Source organism: Serratia sp. DD3, assembly GCF_000496755.2.
On record NZ_AYKS02000016.1, the window covers coordinates 169,670 to 188,141 of the forward strand.

The 18,472-nt window shown below is 48.5% G+C and carries 17 protein-coding genes and 2 pseudogenes; 3 read left to right on the forward strand and 16 right to left on the reverse strand.

Annotated features, from left to right (window positions below; translation table 11 throughout):
• Window positions 1-336: 336 nt before the first annotated feature.
• The 5 genes from proA to gpt all read right to left on the reverse strand — a co-directional run bounded on the left by proA (window position 337) and on the right by gpt (window position 5,437).
• Window positions 337-1,590 carry a glutamate-5-semialdehyde dehydrogenase gene (gene proA / locus IO95_RS02625; RefSeq protein WP_023490770.1) on the reverse strand — a complete coding sequence of 418 codons (1,254 nt, stop codon included), beginning with the start codon at window positions 1,588-1,590 and terminating at the stop codon, window positions 337-339.
• Between the two features lie 9 nt (window positions 1,591-1,599).
• Window positions 1,600-2,703 carry a glutamate 5-kinase gene (proB, locus tag IO95_RS02630; protein WP_023490771.1) on the reverse strand — a complete coding sequence of 368 codons (1,104 nt, stop codon included), beginning with the start codon at window positions 2,701-2,703 and terminating at the stop codon, window positions 1,600-1,602.
• 194 nt (window positions 2,704-2,897) lie between these two features.
• Window positions 2,898-3,287, reverse strand: coding sequence for a sigma factor-binding protein Crl (crl, locus tag IO95_RS02635; protein WP_023490772.1), 390 nt, complete (start codon window positions 3,285-3,287; stop codon window positions 2,898-2,900).
• 120 nt (window positions 3,288-3,407) lie between these two features.
• Window positions 3,408-4,655 (reverse strand): esterase FrsA, encoded by a 1,248-nt coding sequence (gene frsA, locus IO95_RS02640; protein ID WP_037383693.1) that lies wholly within the window; start codon window positions 4,653-4,655, stop codon window positions 3,408-3,410.
• Between the two features lie 323 nt (window positions 4,656-4,978).
• The gene (gpt, locus tag IO95_RS02645; RefSeq protein WP_023490774.1) at window positions 4,979-5,437 is read right to left on the reverse strand and encodes a xanthine phosphoribosyltransferase; all 459 of its coding nucleotides are present in this window, start codon (window positions 5,435-5,437) and stop codon (window positions 4,979-4,981) included.
• A gap of 346 nt (window positions 5,438-5,783) precedes the next feature.
• On the opposite strand from gpt, the gene pepD reads away from it, so the two are divergent.
• Window positions 5,784-7,244, forward strand: a complete 1,461-nt coding sequence (gene pepD / locus IO95_RS02650; RefSeq protein WP_023490775.1) for a beta-Ala-His dipeptidase — start codon at window positions 5,784-5,786, stop codon at window positions 7,242-7,244.
• 198 nt (window positions 7,245-7,442) lie between these two features.
• Here pepD and IO95_RS02655 read toward each other — a convergent pair whose 3' ends face one another.
• Window positions 7,443-8,465, reverse strand: a complete 1,023-nt coding sequence (locus IO95_RS02655; RefSeq protein WP_023490776.1) for a serine aminopeptidase domain-containing protein — start codon at window positions 8,463-8,465, stop codon at window positions 7,443-7,445.
• Window positions 8,466-9,020: 555 nt separating this feature from the next.
• Between IO95_RS02655 and IO95_RS02660 the strand changes: the two genes are divergently transcribed.
• On the forward strand, window positions 9,021-9,896 hold the full coding sequence (locus IO95_RS02660; RefSeq protein WP_160165603.1) for an AraC family transcriptional regulator: 876 nt from the start codon (window positions 9,021-9,023) through the stop codon (window positions 9,894-9,896).
• On the opposite strand, the pseudogene IO95_RS25925 reads toward IO95_RS02660, so the two are convergent.
• Window positions 9,875-10,041 (reverse strand): annotated as a pseudogene (locus IO95_RS25925) (DUF1198 family protein); the annotation flags it as partial. The gene IO95_RS02660 and the pseudogene IO95_RS25925 overlap by 22 nt on opposite strands.
• On the opposite strand from IO95_RS25925, the pseudogene IO95_RS23810 reads away from it, so the two are divergent.
• A pseudogene (locus tag IO95_RS23810) lies at window positions 10,041-10,220 on the forward strand (IS1 family transposase); the annotation flags it as partial. The pseudogenes IO95_RS25925 and IO95_RS23810 overlap by 1 nt on opposite strands.
• Window positions 10,221-10,254: 34 nt before the next feature.
• On the opposite strand, the gene IO95_RS02665 reads toward IO95_RS23810, so the two are convergent.
• From IO95_RS02665 to IO95_RS02705, 9 genes are all read right to left on the reverse strand, one after another.
• Window positions 10,255-11,265 (reverse strand): MFS transporter, encoded by a 1,011-nt coding sequence (locus IO95_RS02665; protein ID WP_023490778.1) that lies wholly within the window; start codon window positions 11,263-11,265, stop codon window positions 10,255-10,257.
• A gap of 249 nt (window positions 11,266-11,514) precedes the next feature.
• Window positions 11,515-12,573: a DNA polymerase IV gene (gene dinB / locus IO95_RS02670; protein ID WP_023490779.1), complete on the reverse strand. Its 1,059-nt coding sequence runs from the start codon at window positions 12,571-12,573 to the stop codon at window positions 11,515-11,517.
• Between the two features lie 134 nt (window positions 12,574-12,707).
• The gene (gene nqrM, locus IO95_RS02675; RefSeq protein ID WP_023490780.1) at window positions 12,708-12,935 is read right to left on the reverse strand and encodes a (Na+)-NQR maturation NqrM; all 228 of its coding nucleotides are present in this window, start codon (window positions 12,933-12,935) and stop codon (window positions 12,708-12,710) included.
• A gap of 7 nt (window positions 12,936-12,942) precedes the next feature.
• On the reverse strand, window positions 12,943-13,959 hold the full coding sequence (locus IO95_RS02680) for an FAD:protein FMN transferase (protein ID WP_023490781.1): 1,017 nt from the start codon (window positions 13,957-13,959) through the stop codon (window positions 12,943-12,945).
• A gap of 23 nt (window positions 13,960-13,982) precedes the next feature.
• Window positions 13,983-15,206 carry an NADH:ubiquinone reductase (Na(+)-transporting) subunit F gene (nqrF, locus tag IO95_RS02685; RefSeq protein ID WP_023490782.1) on the reverse strand — a complete coding sequence of 408 codons (1,224 nt, stop codon included), beginning with the start codon at window positions 15,204-15,206 and terminating at the stop codon, window positions 13,983-13,985.
• A 15-nt stretch (window positions 15,207-15,221) separates the two neighbouring features.
• A complete protein-coding gene (gene nqrE, locus IO95_RS02690; RefSeq protein ID WP_023490783.1) occupies window positions 15,222-15,818 on the reverse strand; it encodes an NADH:ubiquinone reductase (Na(+)-transporting) subunit E in 597 nt (198 codons plus the stop codon).
• 6 nt (window positions 15,819-15,824) lie between these two features.
• Entirely contained in the window at window positions 15,825-16,454 is a 630-nt protein-coding gene (locus IO95_RS02695; protein ID WP_037383657.1) for an NADH:ubiquinone reductase (Na(+)-transporting) subunit D, read from the reverse strand.
• The gene (locus IO95_RS02700; protein ID WP_023491094.1) at window positions 16,447-17,241 is read right to left on the reverse strand and encodes a Na(+)-translocating NADH-quinone reductase subunit C; all 795 of its coding nucleotides are present in this window, start codon (window positions 17,239-17,241) and stop codon (window positions 16,447-16,449) included. Before IO95_RS02700 ends, IO95_RS02695 begins: the two co-directional genes overlap by 8 nt.
• Window positions 17,231-18,472: an NADH:ubiquinone reductase (Na(+)-transporting) subunit B gene (locus IO95_RS02705; RefSeq protein WP_023491095.1), complete on the reverse strand. Its 1,242-nt coding sequence runs from the start codon at window positions 18,470-18,472 to the stop codon at window positions 17,231-17,233. The genes IO95_RS02700 and IO95_RS02705 overlap by 11 nt, the downstream gene beginning before the upstream one ends.

Genomic DNA, 18,472 nt, shown 5'->3' on the forward strand with positions numbered 1-18,472 from the left:
ACACCAATGTATGCCGGAATGCGTTGAATAAACTATGCAAAAGCAGATGATGAGTCAATAGCTAACTCACCATCTTCTGTATTACACACCGCCATTGCACCTACAATTAACCACCAAGATATACCCTTCCTACTTCAAATTGCTTGGGTGTTAGCTGTAGTTACTCGCCTCATCCATGAGGCTCGACCCTATCGGGGCCGCTGCAAGAAGCGTTCAAATCCGCTCCAGGCGGATTTGTCTGTCACCCCAGTCACATAGTTATCTATGCTCCTGGGTATTCCATCGCTGGCTGTCTACAAGCAACTCGAAGTATTTTGGGTATAGGTTATCAATTAGCTAGCTACGCACTAAATCGTCGCCGTAACCAATCCATTTGTAAGTGGTTAAGGCATCTAGCCCCATCGGGCCACGGGCATGCAGTTTTTGGGTGCTGACCGCCACTTCTGCCCCCAGACCAAACTGACCACCATCGGTAAAGCGCGTGCTGGCATTGACGTAAACGGCAGCGGAATCAACCGCTCGCACAAAGTATTCAGCATGACTTAATGAACGGGTCAGAATTGCGTCTGAATGGTTGGTGCCGTGGATACGGATATGCTCAATGGCCTGATCGATATCGTCCACCAGCGCGACATTCAGATCCAAGGAAAGCCATTCGTCGTCGTAATCTTCTGCCGCAACGGGGACGACCTTCGCAGGCCCCGCCTGTAACAGCGGCATGGCATTATCACTGGCGTGCAATGTTACCCCTGCGGTCGCCATACGGGCGCTCAGCGCGGGCAAAAAGCTCGCAGCAATGGCGCGGTTAACCAGTAAGGTTTCTAGTGAGTTGCAAGCACTGGGGCGCTGGGCTTTGGCATTTTCAATCACGGTCAAAGCTTTGTCATAATCGACGTTGTCATCCACATAGATATGACACACGCCAATCCCCCCGGTGATAACCGGAATGGTCGATTGCTCGCGGCACAATTTATGCAGCCCCGGGCCACCCCGTGGGATCAACATATCGATATAGCGATCCAGACGCAGTAATTGATTCACCCATTCACGATCTGGGCTTTCAATCGCCTGTACTGCCGCTGGCGGCAAATGGCATTCTGCCAAGGCCAGCTGGATCACTTTCACCATAGCCTGGTTGGTATGGTGGGTCTCTTTCCCCCCACGCAAAATCACCGCGTTACCGGTTTTCAGGCATAGGCTGGCTACATCAATGGTCACGTTAGGGCGGGCTTCATAAATGACACCGATAACACCCAGTGGCACACGGCGGCGCTCCAGTTTTAAGCCGCTATCCAACAAGCTGCCATCCAAAATATGACCAACGGGATCACTCAAGCGACATACTTGACGCACATCATCAGCGATGGCAGTCAAACGGGCTGGCGTCAGTAACAGGCGATCCTGCAGAGCATCACTCATCCCGGCAGCGCGCGCTTGCACCATATCTTGTTCATTTGCCTGTAGGATAGCGGCACTATTCGCTTCCAACATGTCGGCCATCACTGCCAACACCTGGTTTTTTTGCGCGGTACTCAGCGCTGCTAATTGCCAGGATGCCTGTTTGGCTGCTTTACCCATCTGCTCGAGCATGTTCACCTCTTAACTAACAATCATATCGTCACGATGGACTGCCACAGGGCCATATTCGTAACCCAAGATCTCGTTGATTTGCTGTGAATGATGCCCAGCGATCATGCGCATCGCATCACTATTATAACGGCTGACCCCATGAGCCAGGTCGCGCCCCGCCAGGTTACGAATACGGATCACCTCGCCACGTGAGAAGTCACCTTTAACCTCACAGATCCCCTTTGGCAGTAATGAGCTACCACGGGCCATCATCGCTTCCGCTGCGCCATCATCAATAGTGACCTCACCCGCAGGAGGGGCACCAAAAATCCAGCGTTTACGGTTCTCCAATGGGGTTTGCAGGGCATGAAAGCGCGTGCCTACCGGGTTGCCGGCTATCACATCAGCCACGACACCGGGTTTGCTACCTGCAGCAATGATCACATCAATACCGGCACGACATGCAACATCTGCCGCTTGTAACTTGGTGCCCATGCCCCCTGTTCCCAACCCGGAAACACTGTCACCGGCGATGGCACGTAATGCATCATCAATGCCATGTACTTCACGGATCAGTTCCGCCGACGGGTTATTACGCGGATCGGCGGTGTACAAGCCTTGCTGATCGGTCAGCAGTAACAACTTATCGGCACCAGCCAGAATGGCAGCCAAAGCCGACAGATTATCGTTATCACCCACCTTGATTTCCGCCGTCGCTACTGCGTCGTTTTCGTTAATGACCGGCACAATGCGGTTATCGAGCAATGCGCTCATGGTGTCACGGGCATTGAGGAACCGTTCACGATCTTCTAAATCAGCACGCGTCAGTAACATCTGGCCGATATGGATGCCATAGATAGAGAACAGTTGTTCCCATAACTGAATCAGGCGGCTCTGCCCTACTGCGGCCAACAACTGTTTGGAGGCAATGGTTGCCGGTAGTTCTGGGTAGCCCAAGTGTTCGCGCCCTGCGGCAATGGCCCCAGAAGTCACAATAACAATCCGGTGCCCAGCAGCATGTTGCTGCGCGCATTGGCGCACCAGTTCAACAATATGAGCACGATTAAGGCGCAGTGAACCACCCGTCAGTACGCTAGTACCCAATTTCACAACCAATGTCTGGCTGCTATTCATAATATTTCTGCCATTGGAGTAAGAAGGAAACGCAAAAGACGTTGTAGCAGGAGATGGGCGTTATGCCAACAGGCATAACGCAATTTCAGCGTAAATATCCTCAGCACCATTCCTCAGCACTATTCCATTTGTCGCCAGCTTGGCGGCAAATGGAATACGCTTATACATAACACTAGAACAGGTTAAGCCGAATGTTAGATGGGTTGCTCGTTACCATCATCAGCAGGAACCAAGAGCAACTCCATACTGGTCAACAATTCCCCCAAACGACGATGGAAGTCGCGTAGCGTGGTTTCCAGTTTTTCGCTAACTTCAGTATCTTTAATTTTCTCCGCTTGCCAATCACCTGCTTTATCAAATAAACCGATGTGATAGTTATAGATAAAACGGCATCCCTCTGCTTGCAGCTCAACCCACCAGCCCCAAAATTCACGGTTTTCCGGCGCGGGTTTAACATTGGTGCAAACCGCTAAGCAATCAAAGAAAAAACAGTCATTCTCGCACTGTTCTTCTCGCAAATAGGGCCCCAGACTGGCGAAGCGTTTCATTAGCCGGCTTTTAGGATGGCCACTTGGTAATGTCATTCTTTAACCTCCTCAATATATCCCCCACCCTGATTCAGGGTGCGGGGGATATTGGCGACAATTGGAATACATTTGGGTATGGCCACCCTTTTTAACAAACTATTGTAAATTAGCAAGCCATTAGTTCATTTTATCTTTCAACCAATCACAAATGCGCAGCAATGATTTATGAAAGCTCTCATAAGCCGGAGAACGCGGGATGCGGATTAACTTACCTTTTAAAGAAGAAGAGACAATTAATTGCGATTCTTCTTTCGGGCTGAGGGGATCCCCGTCCCAATAAGCAGAGAGCATCGGCGTTGGGCAACGGCGGCCCAGTAAACCCTGAATTTTCAGGGAATAGCGATTGAGTTCCATTTTCAATGCCACATCAGAAGCATTGGACATCCCCATTCGGCTGGCCAATACATCCATGTACATATCAGGCACATGATCCTGGCATTGCACTTGGCACAATACGTTATGCACCATTGGGCCGACACAGGCGACAGCACGTAAGCGCTGTGATTCCAGATAAGCCAACCGCACCGCCACGTTGGCACCAAAGCGGAAACCAAATGCGCACACACGCGTATGATCTATCCAAGGTATGGATGGCAATTGCTGTAATACTTGCTGATGCAGGAAACTGGAGTCCTGGGTCAGTTTCCATTTATAGGATGAGCCAATAGAAGGCATGTCGATAGTCAGCATCGCAATACCATTATGGGCAAGATAATCACGGAACAAACGGTGATAGTCGGTTTGCAGTGTATCCAGGCTGCCGCATATCAAAACCGTTGGGAAAGGTGCCTGGCCGCTATCCGGCATATGCAGGAAACCGGAGATAGAGCCCCCCCCTTCAATGGCGAACTCCAGCGATTTTAACTGATACGGCAACAGCAGTGCGGCCTCTTCATAAGCACGATTAGCGAGTACCTCTGCCTGTTCCGCCAATTCATCCCCTTTCAGATGCGGATAACCTGCCAGGCTGTATAAATTGGTCGCCTTCAACCAATACTCCCCCCCCACCAGCGGATCTGTCTGCTCCTGCGCCCGTTGCTGCCATTGCATCCCTTGGCGTACCCACTCGTAGATCCAGTTACCGTTACGGTAACCTACCACCGTATCAAGCAGATGATCATCGCTATGCTCGGCGTTAGAAGCCGCAATACGCGCTAACACTTCACTCACTTCCAGTGGGTCAATGCCGCGCCACGTCCACAATAGATGGTTGAGCATACGATACCAGTTGCAATCAGTATCCCCCTCTAGGGTAGAGTGCATATCCGCGCCAACAACATGGTGAGCACGAGTGACCAGCACTGAGGTTTCGACATGCTTAAATGAGGGTTTGAACAGCACTTCAGAAAGGTTGGCTTGTGCCATAGTCATCACCATCTTCAAAATCTTGTACCAAGGCTTGATATCCAGTGTTATTCAAGTATCGGGCTATCAGTGGCTTTACGAAGTCTATGGTTTGGCTTTGTGTGATTACTGCCTGCCACTTGAACAAACTTGAGTCTATCTAGCCGGAATAGAGAGGGATAGTGTACCTAACTCTGGCAACAGAAACCAAAGTTCCACCCGTGAAATACAGAGATTTACAGAAAATAACGCAATCAGCCAACGCCAGAGCCCCCTATCCCCGTCGTGATGCAACTAGGGTATAGATTAAGCCAGGCGTTGGTATGTTAAATAGGATAATTTGCTTAGCGGCTGCTAATCGGTGGGACGAAAGTGACCGCCATATCCCATGGCTGTTCGATCCAGGTATCCTGCGGGATATCAACGATATAATCGTCAACCAATGGGCGACCAGCAGGCTTGGCGAAGATGGTGACAAAATGAGCTTTTGGGTACATATCGCGGATCGCTTGGGCAGTACCACCGGTATCTACCAAGTCATCAACCACGATAAAACCTTCACCGTCACCTTCAGCACGTTTGAGCACTTTCATTTCACGTTGGTTGTCATGGTCATAGCTGGAAATACAAACGGTATCAACATGACGGATACTCAGCTCACGCGCCAGCAACGAAGCGGGTACTAAACCACCACGGCTAACGGCAATAATGCCTTTCCATTGCTCTGCAGGCAGCAAGCGGTGTGCTAATTTGCGCGCATGCATTTGCAACATATCCCAAGTAACAACGTATTTTTCGCTCATAGAATGGTGTCCAGGTCCGCAAGATGCGGCTTAACTAAATAATTAGGAGAAAAAAGGTTGCGCGAGATTATAGAGACTACCAGCGCCGAATACCAGTTGAAGTGCAAGGATTCATCGGTATTTCGTCTGATAACCTTTGCTGTCATTGAGCCTTCATAGGCATGTCAGGCTAGTAAAGGTCTGTGACGCTTGAACGATCAGCGAGCAAAACAGCTCAATGCGGTACGCGCACACGCCAGAATAAAGTGATATTCTCTGAGCATCGTGCCACTAAGCACAGATAACCACTCACTCTAACCGCACGGCATTCACTCGCTGATAAGAATGCTGTTACAGGAGACTTATAGTGTCTGAATTGTCTCAACTTTCGCCACAGCCGCTGTGGGATATTTTCGCCAAAATCTGTTCTATACCACACCCTTCATATCATGAAGAAGCGCTGGCACAGCACATTCTGGACTGGGCTAAAACCAAGAACCTGCATGTCGAGCGTGATCAGGTTGGCAACTTGCTGCTACGTAAACCCGCAACCAAAGGTATGGAAAACCGCAAACCAGTGGCGCTACAAGCCCACCTGGATATGGTGCCACAGAAAAATAACGATACCGTTCACGACTTTGCCAAAGATCCAATACAGCCTTATATCGATGGCGAATGGGTTAAAGCACGTGGTACCACGCTGGGTGCCGACAACGGTATTGGCATGGCTTCTGCGCTGGCGGTTCTGGCTGACGACAGTGTTGAACACGGCCCACTGGAAGTGTTACTCACCATGACCGAAGAAGCCGGAATGGATGGTGCTTTCGGTTTACAACCCAACTGGTTGCAAGCCGATATTCTGATCAATACCGACTCAGAAGAAGAAGGCGAAATCTACATGGGCTGCGCGGGGGGTATTGATTTCATCACTACGCTGCCACTGCAACGTGAAGCGCTGCCTGCTGGCTACCAAACCTTCAAACTGATCCTCAAAGGGCTAAAGGGCGGCCACTCCGGTGGAGATATCCATCTTGGCCTGGGAAATGCCAATAAACTGCTGGCACGTTTCCTGTGTGCTCATTCTCAAGAGTTGAATCTGCGCCTGTTGGAGCTCAATGGGGGGACGTTGCGTAATGCCATTCCACGTGAAGCGGCTGCAGTGGTCGCCGTGCCCGCCGAGCAAGCCGATGCGCTGAAAGCCTTAAGCCAAAAGTTTCTGACTATTCTGAAGAACGAACTGGCGGCCAAAGAGAAAAACATCACAGTAATGTTAGAACCGGCTAACAGTTCGCTACAAGCATTGACCGCCGATTGCCAGAACCGTTTAGTGTCGCTGTTAAATGCAACACCTAACGGTGTGATTCGCATGAGTGATGAAGTGCAAGGCGTGGTAGAAACATCGCTGAACGTTGGCGTGGTAACAACCAGCGAACAAGAAGCCCAAATCATCTGTTTGGTGCGTTCCTTGATCGACAGCGGCAAAGACTATGTTGTCGGGATGCTGGCTGCGCTGGGCCAACTGGCTAACGCCAAAGGTGTTGCCAAGGGTAGTTACCCTGGCTGGCAACCGGATGCCCATTCACCGGTGATGCAACTGGTTCGTGAAACCTACCAGAAGCTGTTCAACAAGACGCCAAATATTATGGTGATCCACGCTGGGTTGGAATGTGGTCTGTTCAAAAAGCCCTATCCGAATATGGATATGGTCTCCATTGGGCCAACCATTACCGGGCCTCACTCCCCAGATGAGCAGGTGCATATCGCCAGTGTGGGTCAATACTGGATACTGCTGACCGAACTGCTAAAAGCGATTCCTGAGCGTAGCTAGTACCATGTCTCTTAGGCCCAGAAATCTGGGCCTATACCGCTTAATACTTCAAGTTGATTGGGTGTTAGTCGCGCTCAATCACCTCAGTCACACCGTTATCTATGCTCCTGAGGATTAATGGCAGTCAACACCCAAGCAAATTGATGTCTGATGGGTATATTTACCCCATTTTAAGTGGCGCGATAACGGCTTGTACCTTTAAGCACGCGCGTGCTTAAGCCAGGGGGCAATAAATTTCAGAATGTGTTTGATCGTTTGGTGATGGATTTTTTGACGTTGCGCCATCAGCGATCCACAAATATAGGCTTCCCCCTCCTCTGCCAAGAGTGCGGTGGCTGTAGGTTTGCATAGAGGTAAAAAGTCGAAATGGTTAGCTCCTGCGAGTTGTGTTGCAATGATGGGGTATTTGCCTTGGTAAGCGGCCAACATATTGCCTTGCAAGTTGGCACCTTGGTTGCCAGGGATATAGTGCTGCACAGCAACGATCAGTAGCGGGGCACTCAACGTTTTCAAGCTGGATGGCTGGAGATAGGGCACCATACCCGGATCAAGCGCAACCGCGAACTGGATCCGATTGTCTCGATAATCTGCATCAAATTTTGTTGCTGGAACCTGCTCTAAATGGACCCCTTTGTAAAAAATACAGTTTGGTGAGTCAGGTTGCTGTTGGCATCCGGCGGAAAAGTCTCTCAGAGATACTCGCCCGCCCAGTAGTGCAATAGCAGTGTACCCACCTTTTGAATGACCGATTACCCCAATAGCTTGGGATGAGATCCGGGGCTGCCAGGTAGGATCGACGAGAACATCGTCAAGCAACGCGGAAATATCGCGTGTCTGCTCCCATAACCGAATCGACTGCGCAGGTACGGAGTTACCAGTAGTGCTGCCAGGGTGATCCGTTGCGATAACAATGATACCGCGTTGTACTAACGCGTACGCTAACCAAGACAGACTTTCTTTATTGCCGCCACTGCCGTGACTTAATATCACCAGAGGAAAAGGCCCTGCAGCAGGGGGGGCGTTAAGTTGTGCCTCGCTACTGACAAATACTGGATTATTGCTTATTTTCTGTCGTTTTTCATGAGACGAGGTTGGATAGTAGATCCTCGAAACCAGTTGGCGTTCTTCATTATGAAAAATCTGTATCCTACTGCCAACTTGCCAATCCGATGCTATCGCTGTTGTGCAGAAAAAGACCCATAAAAGTGCAACTATTTTCATCGCTGTTCATCCTGATTTGAATAGAAAACTCAAGGATGAGGACGGAGAACGTCATACGCGACCTTGATCGTGTTTTAGGTCTTCAAAATTTTGCTCCCAGATGCAGCGGGCGAGCATGTGCCCATAGAACCGGGCTGAACCAGGCATTCTGGGAGCTAAGTCAGGTGACTTCTGCGTAATGACATTCGCTGTATTGTGGTTTTAATGGCTGTCCTCCATACCCTAAATACGTCGAGTTTACTGAGCGACAAATCGGTCAGCGACTGATTTGAACAACTTATACAAATAGGTGACTGGGGGGAGTGGGACAGCCAACTGTTCGCCTTGTCCATTTTGGGTAATGTGTGTCGGTAGTCTGGTATTAAAATTTTAACCGTCTAGAATCGCCTTTTTTACTTCCGGAAGGATGAGGGACTTGTGTTACTAATCCCACTATCATTTTTATTGAGCTTGTTGTGCTTTGGGCTACTACTGCGAATGGAGTGGCCAACCAAGGGGCGTTGGGTATTACAGTTATTGCTAATTGTTTGCGTTTGGCAAAGTGCGTTGATAGGTATGCGTTTTGGCTACCAAATGGCATGGGTGGGCAAATTGCAACCTATAGGTGCTGTGTTAATCCCCTTGTTGTGCTATTTCGCCTACATGCAGTGTGTAATAGGCTCATTAGGCAAAATTGCCTCGCACACTTTTGTTTTATCTGTTCTGGTCTTGTTCGCGCAACACGTTATCCCAGTGATATTGGATTGGATCATTATCGTGAGTTACTTGGGGTATGGTTTCGCGGTGCTTCGTAGCTTTAGACTTTACAATAAAAACAATCAGTTAGTTACCACAAAGGAAAGCGGCACCAGCCATCCGCTGTGGTTTGGAGCGGCGATTTTACTCATCATGAGCGGTGTTATCGAGTCGCTTATTGTCATGGATTTTGCCCTCATGTCGGGTGTACATGTAGGGAAACTGATTACCTTTGGTAACGTGACCATTTTTATTCTCGTCGTGTTGATGTCGCCAATAAGTTGGCGGCAATCAAGCACAGAAGCGGGCCACGAAATGCAATTATCTAGCGCTTCACCCCATGATGTGGCGCTTTATGAAAACTGGTTCAACCAAATCAACCAACGCTTGCTGCATGAACATCTGTATCTGGATGCCGACCTTAATTTAGCGCTCTTGGCCCGTAAGGTGGGGTTGCCTGCACGTAAAATATCACAGGCAATTAACCAACAGACAGGAATGAACGTGTCCCAATTTATTAATAAGATGCGAATTCAATATGCTGCACAGCGGCTTGTACACAGTGAGAGTACAGTGACTGAAGTTATGCTGGATGCAGGGTTTAACACCAAGTCAAATTTTAACCGCGAATTCAGACGTGTTTACGGTGTTAACCCGAGTGAATGGCGTCAAAATCATTCATCTACTTCGTGCTGATGCTCGATCATCAGGTTGTTATAGTGTTCATTATAGGCACAGCGAAATTGAGCCAATTCAAAGGGGCGATATACAGTTCGGCAAAATAGAACAGGGCGGCTTCGGTGTGCTCGTTATGTAATTCTGGCAACAAACCTGCTCGCACCGCATCAGGTAACGCAAAACGTTGAGCCAAGGGCAGAAGTCGTTATATGCTGTGAAGCCGAGGCGCTGTGGTCGTATGTCCGCAGTAAAGGCAATCCGCGCTGGCTGTTTTATTACTATGATCGTATCCGAAAGCGCGTCATCCCCTACGTATTTGGCCCGCGAAATACCGCACGTCTCTTAGGCCCAGAAATCTGGGCCTATTTCCATTTTATTACTGTGCCGCCTTTTGCCCCAAGTTACCGCTGATTTCATTCATCTGCGCTTGGATCAATGCCGCGCTGAGTGGTAACAACAGAAAAGCAAACAGGACAACCAACCAGGTTTTATACCTTGGCACTTGCCCATTACTTTCAATTATGGTGCATTGATTATCACTTAGCCTAGAGACAATAATTGGAGCAACAAAGAAGGGTAGCAAAAACATCGACCACCCAGCACATTTAGGGGTTAATAACGTCGGTGATTGGGTAAAGGTCCTGATTTCCGCATGAATTTTCACAAACCAGAAAATATAATAAAACGGCACCACGAACAGGAAAAACGTTATTACTGGGGAGCGATACTTAGCTGGCTGAGGGGGTGTTTCTCTTAACGGTGGAGACTCGTAAAACAAACAGGATTTTACGGGTAAAAGAAGCAGTGTCCCTACAATGATGGGTGTAGAGACCAGGGTAAAAAAGCCGACTGGATCTTCAAGTAACGAAGCAGTATAGAGATAGGTAGAAATTGGCATCATAACTATATTGAACCCAAACTTTAGCGTTACCAGCATACCAAATGCGAGAACAAAGGCTTCGACACTGCCAATCGCCCCAGCAATAAAGGCCGGAATAATAAGCAACATCGCCCCGATGCCTAAGCCTATTAAAAATTCTGCTATAACCAAGACTTCAACATTTCCAGGATTAGAACTGAACAAAGAAAAACCCAATAAAACTAACCCACTGAATAGGTAAAGCATATAATAATTCTTGATCCGACTGGCAACCCAGGCAAGGATTGCGCCAAAGAATAAACCAGCCTGTTGGGTTGCATGGACCGTGCCAATATCAGTCATGGACAAGTCTGAATTGGCTTTGATAAAGAGCAAGCCAGCAGTACTGAAAAAGTACTGACTAAAACCAAAAGCAACAAAATAAAAAACTAATCCCCAAAATCGATAACTGCTTTGCAAGTCTGCCCACGTCCATTTTTTTACTGGCGTTTTTTGGCTGATTACCATTTACTTTATCCCTCTTTTTTGAATATCTACCTAGACAAGATTTTTCTAGTTTTAGCTATTTTCTGGTTTTAACTATTTTCTAGTTTTAACTATTTTCTAGTTTTAACAACGACAATAAGCTTATACCAGCTTTTATGCGCTGACTCAAAAATTCGACAGGATCAGCCCCCACGAAATGATTACCCCACATGGGAGCGCAACATATTGAAAATTAATGATTAAAAATGATGAATTGCTGCTTGGTTTTGATTACCACGTCAGCACTAACTGCCGCTCTAATTGAGGGTCGAGCAGAGTGACATGCAAGCCAACCAACCGAACACCACGCCCTTCCCGCCGGCTTTGCCATACCTGATGGGCAACGTTGAGCAAATCCTCTTTGTTCAACACTGGCCAAACATGCTCTTGGGTTGTTTGTTGAAAATCGTGGAATTTCAGCTTCACCCCCTGCCGGGCAATATGTAGGTCGGGTTTCACTTTGCGTAAGCGCATTTCAAGCTCAGGGTAAAGTTTCTCGTTGATCAAGGCTTCACACTCTTCCCAGTGATGAATATCTACGGCTAACGTCCGTTCAACACCGAGTGATTTCCGTAAGCGATCAGGCGAAATTTCGCGATCATCAATACCCTGACAGCGTTCCCATAACACGCGGCCAAATTTACCGAAGCGTTTTAATAAAGCCGCCAGATCATATCCCTGCACATCCGCACAGGTAATTAAGCCCACTTCTTCCAACCGTTTTGCGGTGACCTTCCCTACACCAGGGATCTTACTAAGGGGTAATTGTTGCAAGAATGCCGGGACTTGCGCGGGGGTAATCACATATTGGCCATTAGGTTTATTCAATTCAGAGGCGATCTTGGCCAAAAATTTGATCGGAGCAATACCCGCAGAGGCGGTTAGTTCAAGTTCATCGGCAATAGCCTGGCGGATCTCTTGAGCAATCAGCGTGGCAGAACCGTGGTGGTGAGTGCTATGAGTCACATCCAGATAGGCTTCATCCAGAGAAAGGGGTTCAATCAACGACGTATAACGGGAAAAGATATCGCGAATATGCAGAGAGACTTCTTTGTAAACCGCCATCCGCCCCGGTAGTAATTTCAAATGCGGGCATAACTTCAGTGCCGTTGCCGTCGCCATGGCGCTATGCACACCATAACGGCGCGCGGGGTAGTTAGCTGTGCTAATCACACCACGCCGATCCGCACTGCCGCCAATCGCCAGCGGAATTTCGCGCAGGCTAGGATCATCGCGCATCTCTACCGCCGCGAAGAAGCAATCCATATCAACATGAATAATTTTACGCATCACGCCCCCAATAACACTGTATAAGTATACAGCTTGTTATTAAAAGCTCAATCCCCTTGTTTTACCGCTTGGACAGGTAAAATAAGGGTGCTGTAAACAGCACCCCTAATTCTTATTTCACAAGATCCGGTCTTTTACAGGATCCGATGTTTTTCCAACTGTTCACGTCGTTTTGCTTCTTTTGCCAGCCGTTTTTTACGGGCATCACAAGGCTCTGGGCAATCACAGACCTTTTCTATCCCCAACGCCGTTATGCCACCACAACTGCCCTGCAAGGCGCGGCGCCGGAAAACATAACCCAACGACATGCCCCCAACCACCAACAGGAACAGCACAAAGGATACAGCGAATGTCATCAGCATAATCGCCTCACGAACCTGACTTCAGATAAGGCTTAAAGGCATCGGAGTAGTGTTCTTCAAACCCTTTATCTGTTTTGACTATCATAAATACCGGGATACCCAACAGATTCGCCAATGCTAATCCTCGTTCTGGCCCCAGTACATTCAACCCAGTGGCAAGTCCGTCTGCTGTCATGCATGATGGACTGAGTACCGAAACTGAAACCAGATTATGGTTGATCGGTTTGCCGGTAAGCGGGTCAATAGTATGAGAATAGCGCACACCGTCTTTTTCGAAATAATTACGGTAATCACCTGATGTCGCGATCGACATCTCGCCCGGCTCAATCACCAAATGTGCCGTTTGCTCTACACCCGCGGTTGGCCGCTCAATAGCGATACGCCATGCCTTGTTTTCACCATTGTGGCCACGAGTACGAACTTCCCCGCCAATATCCACCATATAGTTTTCAACATGTTGTGATTGCAGATACTCTACTACCACATCGACACCATAACCTTTGGCGATGGCAGAGAGATCAACATACAGTTCCGGAATACGCTTCACCAGCGCATTGCCTTCTACCGCAAGATGCTCGCTCCCTGTCCAGCTACGGCGTAACGCCAACTGTTCATCGCTTGGCACTTTATCTGGACGCCCCTCAGGGCCAAAACCCCAGAGGTTGACCAACGGCCCCACTGTCACATCCATGGCACCTTCAGTGACATGGTTAAGGCGCAATGCCTCCAATACCACTTTGGCAGTTGCAGCAGAGACCGGGAAAGGTTTGTTGATTTCGCGGCTGCGGTTAAAACGGCTCAACTCGGAATCTGGCCGGTAGGTCGACATCTGTTGATTCACCAGCTCCAACTGTTGGTCGATCCCTTGTTGTAACTTTTCTGCAGAAGGTGTTCCATCACCAGGAATATAGCGGACTGAGTAATAGGTCCCCATGGTTTTACCATCGAGATTTTCTTGCTTTGGCCCGCAAGCTGTTAACAAAAATGCGGCGCCAAGCGCCGCTAAAGTGATGAAAAATTTCATTCTGGTGTCACCAACTACAAAAATTAACCGCCAAAATCATCAAGCATGATGTTTTCATCTTCAACACCGAGATCTTTCAACATTTTGATCACTGCTGCGTTCATCATCGGTGGTCCACACATATAGAACTCGCAATCTTCCGGTGCGGGGTGGTTTTTCAGATAATTTTCCAGCAAGACGTTATGAATAAAGCCGGTATAGCCAGTCCAATTATCTTCCGGTAGTGGATCAGAAAGCGCCACATTCCAGGTAAAATTCTCATTCTCTTCTTGCAGACGATTGAAGTCATCCTGATAGAACATTTCACGTAGCGAACGAGCACCATACCAGAAACTCATTTTACGCTTGGATTTCAGGCGTCTCAGCTGATCGAAAATATGCGAGCGCATCGGTGCCATACCGGCCCCACCACCGATAAACACCATTTCAGCATCGGTCTCTTTGGCATAGAATTCACCGAATGGCCCAGAAATCGTCACCTTATCCCCCGCTTTCAGCGACCAGATATAAGACGACATAATACCCGGAGGGGCATCTGGACTATTCGGCGGTGGCGGTGCAATACGCACATTCAGCATAATGATGCCTTTCTCATCCGGGTAGTTTGCCATCGAATAGGCACGCACCGAATGCTCTTTGACCACCGAACGGAAGCGGAACAGATTGAATTTATCCCAATCTTCACGGTATTCCTGCGGCACATCAAAATCCGCATAATCCACTTCATGCGCTGGTGCTTCAATCTGGATATAACCACCAGCACGGAAAGGCACATCCTCGCCATCAGGAATTTGCAGTTTCAACTCTTTGATAAAGGTTGCTTTGTTATCATTAGAGATAACTTCACAGTCCCATTTCTTCACGCCGAAAATCTCTTCCGGCAATTCGATTTTCATGCTCTGCTTCACGTTGACCTGGCAGGCCAAACGGCAGCCCTCTTTGGCTTCACGCTTGGTGATATGGGAAAGTTCGGTCGGCAGAATATCACCGCCCCCCTCACTAATCACCACCCGGCACTGTCCACAGGAACCGCCGCCACCACAAGCCGAGGAGACAAAAACCCCTTGGCTGGATAGCATATTGAGCAGCTTATCCCCTGCCGGAGCAGTAAAGCTTTTATCTTTATCACCATTCACTTCAATAGTGATATCACCGGTATTCACTAACTTGGATTTTGCAAACAGGATCAGTAACGCCAGCACCATAACGATGCCGGTAAACATGAACACGCCTAATATAATTTCCATAAATACTTCCTGCCTTTACAACTGAACGCCGGCAAATGACATGAATCCCAGTGCCATTAATCCAGTGGTAATAAAGGTAATGCCCAAACCACGCAGCCCGGCAGGCACATTCGAATACTTCATTTTTTCGCGGATCCCTGCCAGAGCAACAATCGCCAGCATCCAACCGATTCCAGAACCAATGCCGTAAACCACCGACTCCGCAAAGTTGTAATCGCGCTGTACCATAAATGACACACCACCGAAGATCGCACAGTTCACCGTAATCAATGGCAGGAAAATGCCCAAGGCGTTGTATAAGGCAGGGAAGAAACGATCAAGGATCATCTCCAGGATCTGAACCAGAGCGGCGATCACCCCAATGAAGACAATGAAATTGAGGAAACTCAAATCCACCCCTTCCACCAGCGCACCATCACGCAGGATCAGGTTAAAAACCAGATTATTGACCGGTACCGCAATACCCAGTACTACCGTTACGGCAATGCCTAAACCAAAGGAGGTGGAGACCTTTTTCGACACGGCAAGGAAAGTACACATGCCAAGGAAAAAGGCCAATGCCATGTTCTCAACAAACACCGCACGAACAAGCAGACTAATATAATGTTCCATCAGCGGTTACTCCTTTTCTATCTGCGCTGGTCGCAAGGTACGAATACCCCAGATCAGCAGGCCGATGATAAAGAATGCACTGGGTGCCAGTAAGAACAAACCATTTGGCTGATACCAACCGCCATTTTGTATCGTCACAAATATCGGTATATCAAACAGGTTGCCCGAACCAATTAATTCACGCAAAAAGCCCACCAGAATGAGGATCACACCATAACCAAGCCCGTTACCGATCCCATCCATAAAGCTTTCTAATGGTGGAGATTTCATGGCATAGGCTTCAGCACGCCCCATGACAATACAGTTAGTAATAATCAAACCAACAAATACTGACAGTTGTTTAGATATCTCATAGGCATAAGTCCGCAAAAACTGATCAACCACAATCACCAACGAAGCAATGATGGTCATCTGCACAATGATCCGTACACTATTAGGAATATGATGGCGTATCAGTGAGATAAACAAAGAAGAAAATGCAGTCACTACTGTGAGCGCCAACGTCATCACCAATGCAGTTTCCAACTTAGTGGTTACCGCAAGCGCTGAGCATACGCCAAGGATCTGCAAAGCAATGGGGTTATTATCTAACAGCGGTTCAAGTAAAACCCGCTTAATCTCTTTGGAATCAGCCATTTTTCAGCGCTCCCTCTCGAACTCTTTGCAAGAATGGGCCAAAACCGTGTTCACCCAACCAGAAATTAAACGTATTTTGCACAGCATTAGAGGTCAGAGTTGCACCAGATAGGCCATCGACACCATGTATATCACCTGGGCGCGCCCCACCTTTAACAATGCGAATTGCTGGTGTTCCGTTCTCATCAAATAACTGCTTGCCTATCCATTGAGCTCGCCAAGCAGGATTCTGTATCTCCCCACCTAACCCCGGCGTTTCCCCATGCCGGTAAAAACTCAAGCCTCTAACCGTATTGCCATCAGCATCCAATGCAACAAAGGCGTACATCATCGCCCACACACCAGAGCCATTGACGGGTAATATAATATTACTCACTTTCCCAGCATCATCACGAACCAGATAGATTTCCACCTGGTTGCTACGGCGTCGAATACCTGCAATATCATCACTAGCAGGTAACGTGATGCTCTTGGTATCACTACGTAATGCGGCTACCAGATCAAATTTACTATTATCTCCAGGTACAAATTCACCGCTATTCAGATCCAGCAAGCGTGTTTCAATATATTTAGCAAAGGTCTCTCTAACTTGTTTACTGGGCATACGCGGCGTCATAAGCCCTGCAACATCAAGAATATTGCGCTGCTTATCCAGCAATACCTGCACTTGCTGTTGCTCTCGCAGACTCACTGCTGAGCCCGCTACTACTACTGAACACACCAGACAGAGTAAAAACACTACCAGTAGCGTTTTACGCATACTGTCATTTTTAGATTCATTCGCCACGGGCTTTTCTCCGCTTGATGTTGGCCTGCACCACCAGATAGTCAAACAGCGGTGCGAACAAGTTGGCGAACAGGATCGCCAGCATCATGCCTTCAGGATAGGCTGGGTTTACCACTCTAATCAGCACACACATCGAGCCAATCAAAATGCCGTACCACCATTTCCCCTTGTTAGTAAACGAGGCGGAAACCGGGTCAGTAGCCATAAAGATCATGCCGAAAGCAAAGCCCCCTAGCACCAGGTGCCAATACCATTGCATGGCAAACATCGGGTTGGTGGTTGAACCGATAGCATTCAACAGTGAAGCGGTGGCAATCATACCAATCATTACGCCAGCCACGATGCGCCAGGAAGCAACGCGACCAAACAGAATAATCGCGCCACCAATCAGGATCATCAATGTAGAGACTTCACCAATCGAGCCAGGAATATTACCGATAAATGCGTCCATCCAACTGATGGATTGGCCGGTAATCTCATTGGTCAGGCTATGCATCCCCCCCACATTCCACTGTGCCAACGGTGTCGCGCCAGAGAAACCATCAGCCGACACCCACACCATGTCACCGGAAATCTGCGCCGGGTAAGCAAAGAAGAGAAAAGCACGCCCCGCCAATGCCGGGTTAAGGAAATTACGCCCGGTACCACCAAAAATTTCCTTGGCAATGACCACGCCAAAAGTGATACCTAACGCTGCCTGCCAGAGAGGTAGGGTTGGTGGGACAATCAAGGCAAACAGAATGGAAGTAACGAAGAACCCTTCGTTGATTTCATGTTTGCGTACCACCGCAAACACCACTTCCCAGAAACCGCCCACCAGAAAGACCACAGCATAAATTGGCACAAAATAGGTCGCTCCCAACACCATTTTGCTGAGCCACCCAGCGTCGGCATCCAGTGAAGCCCCCAGGGTTTGCGCCAACCAATAATGCCAGTCACCTGCCAACACCTGTTGTAGCTGTTCGCCGCTGTATAGGTGGTGCAATGCAGGAATTGCCTGCTGACCAACGTTATACATGCCCCAAAACATCGCGGGGAATACGGCTAACCACACCAGGATCATCATACGTTTGAGATCAATGGCATCACGCACATGCGAGGCTCCGCGTGTCACCGTTCCCGGGGTATAAAACACCGTAAACGTTGCTTCAAACAGCGGATACCACTTTTCCAGCTTGCCGCCTGGCGTGAAATGATGCTCTATCTTTTCAAAAAAATTCTTCAGGCCCAT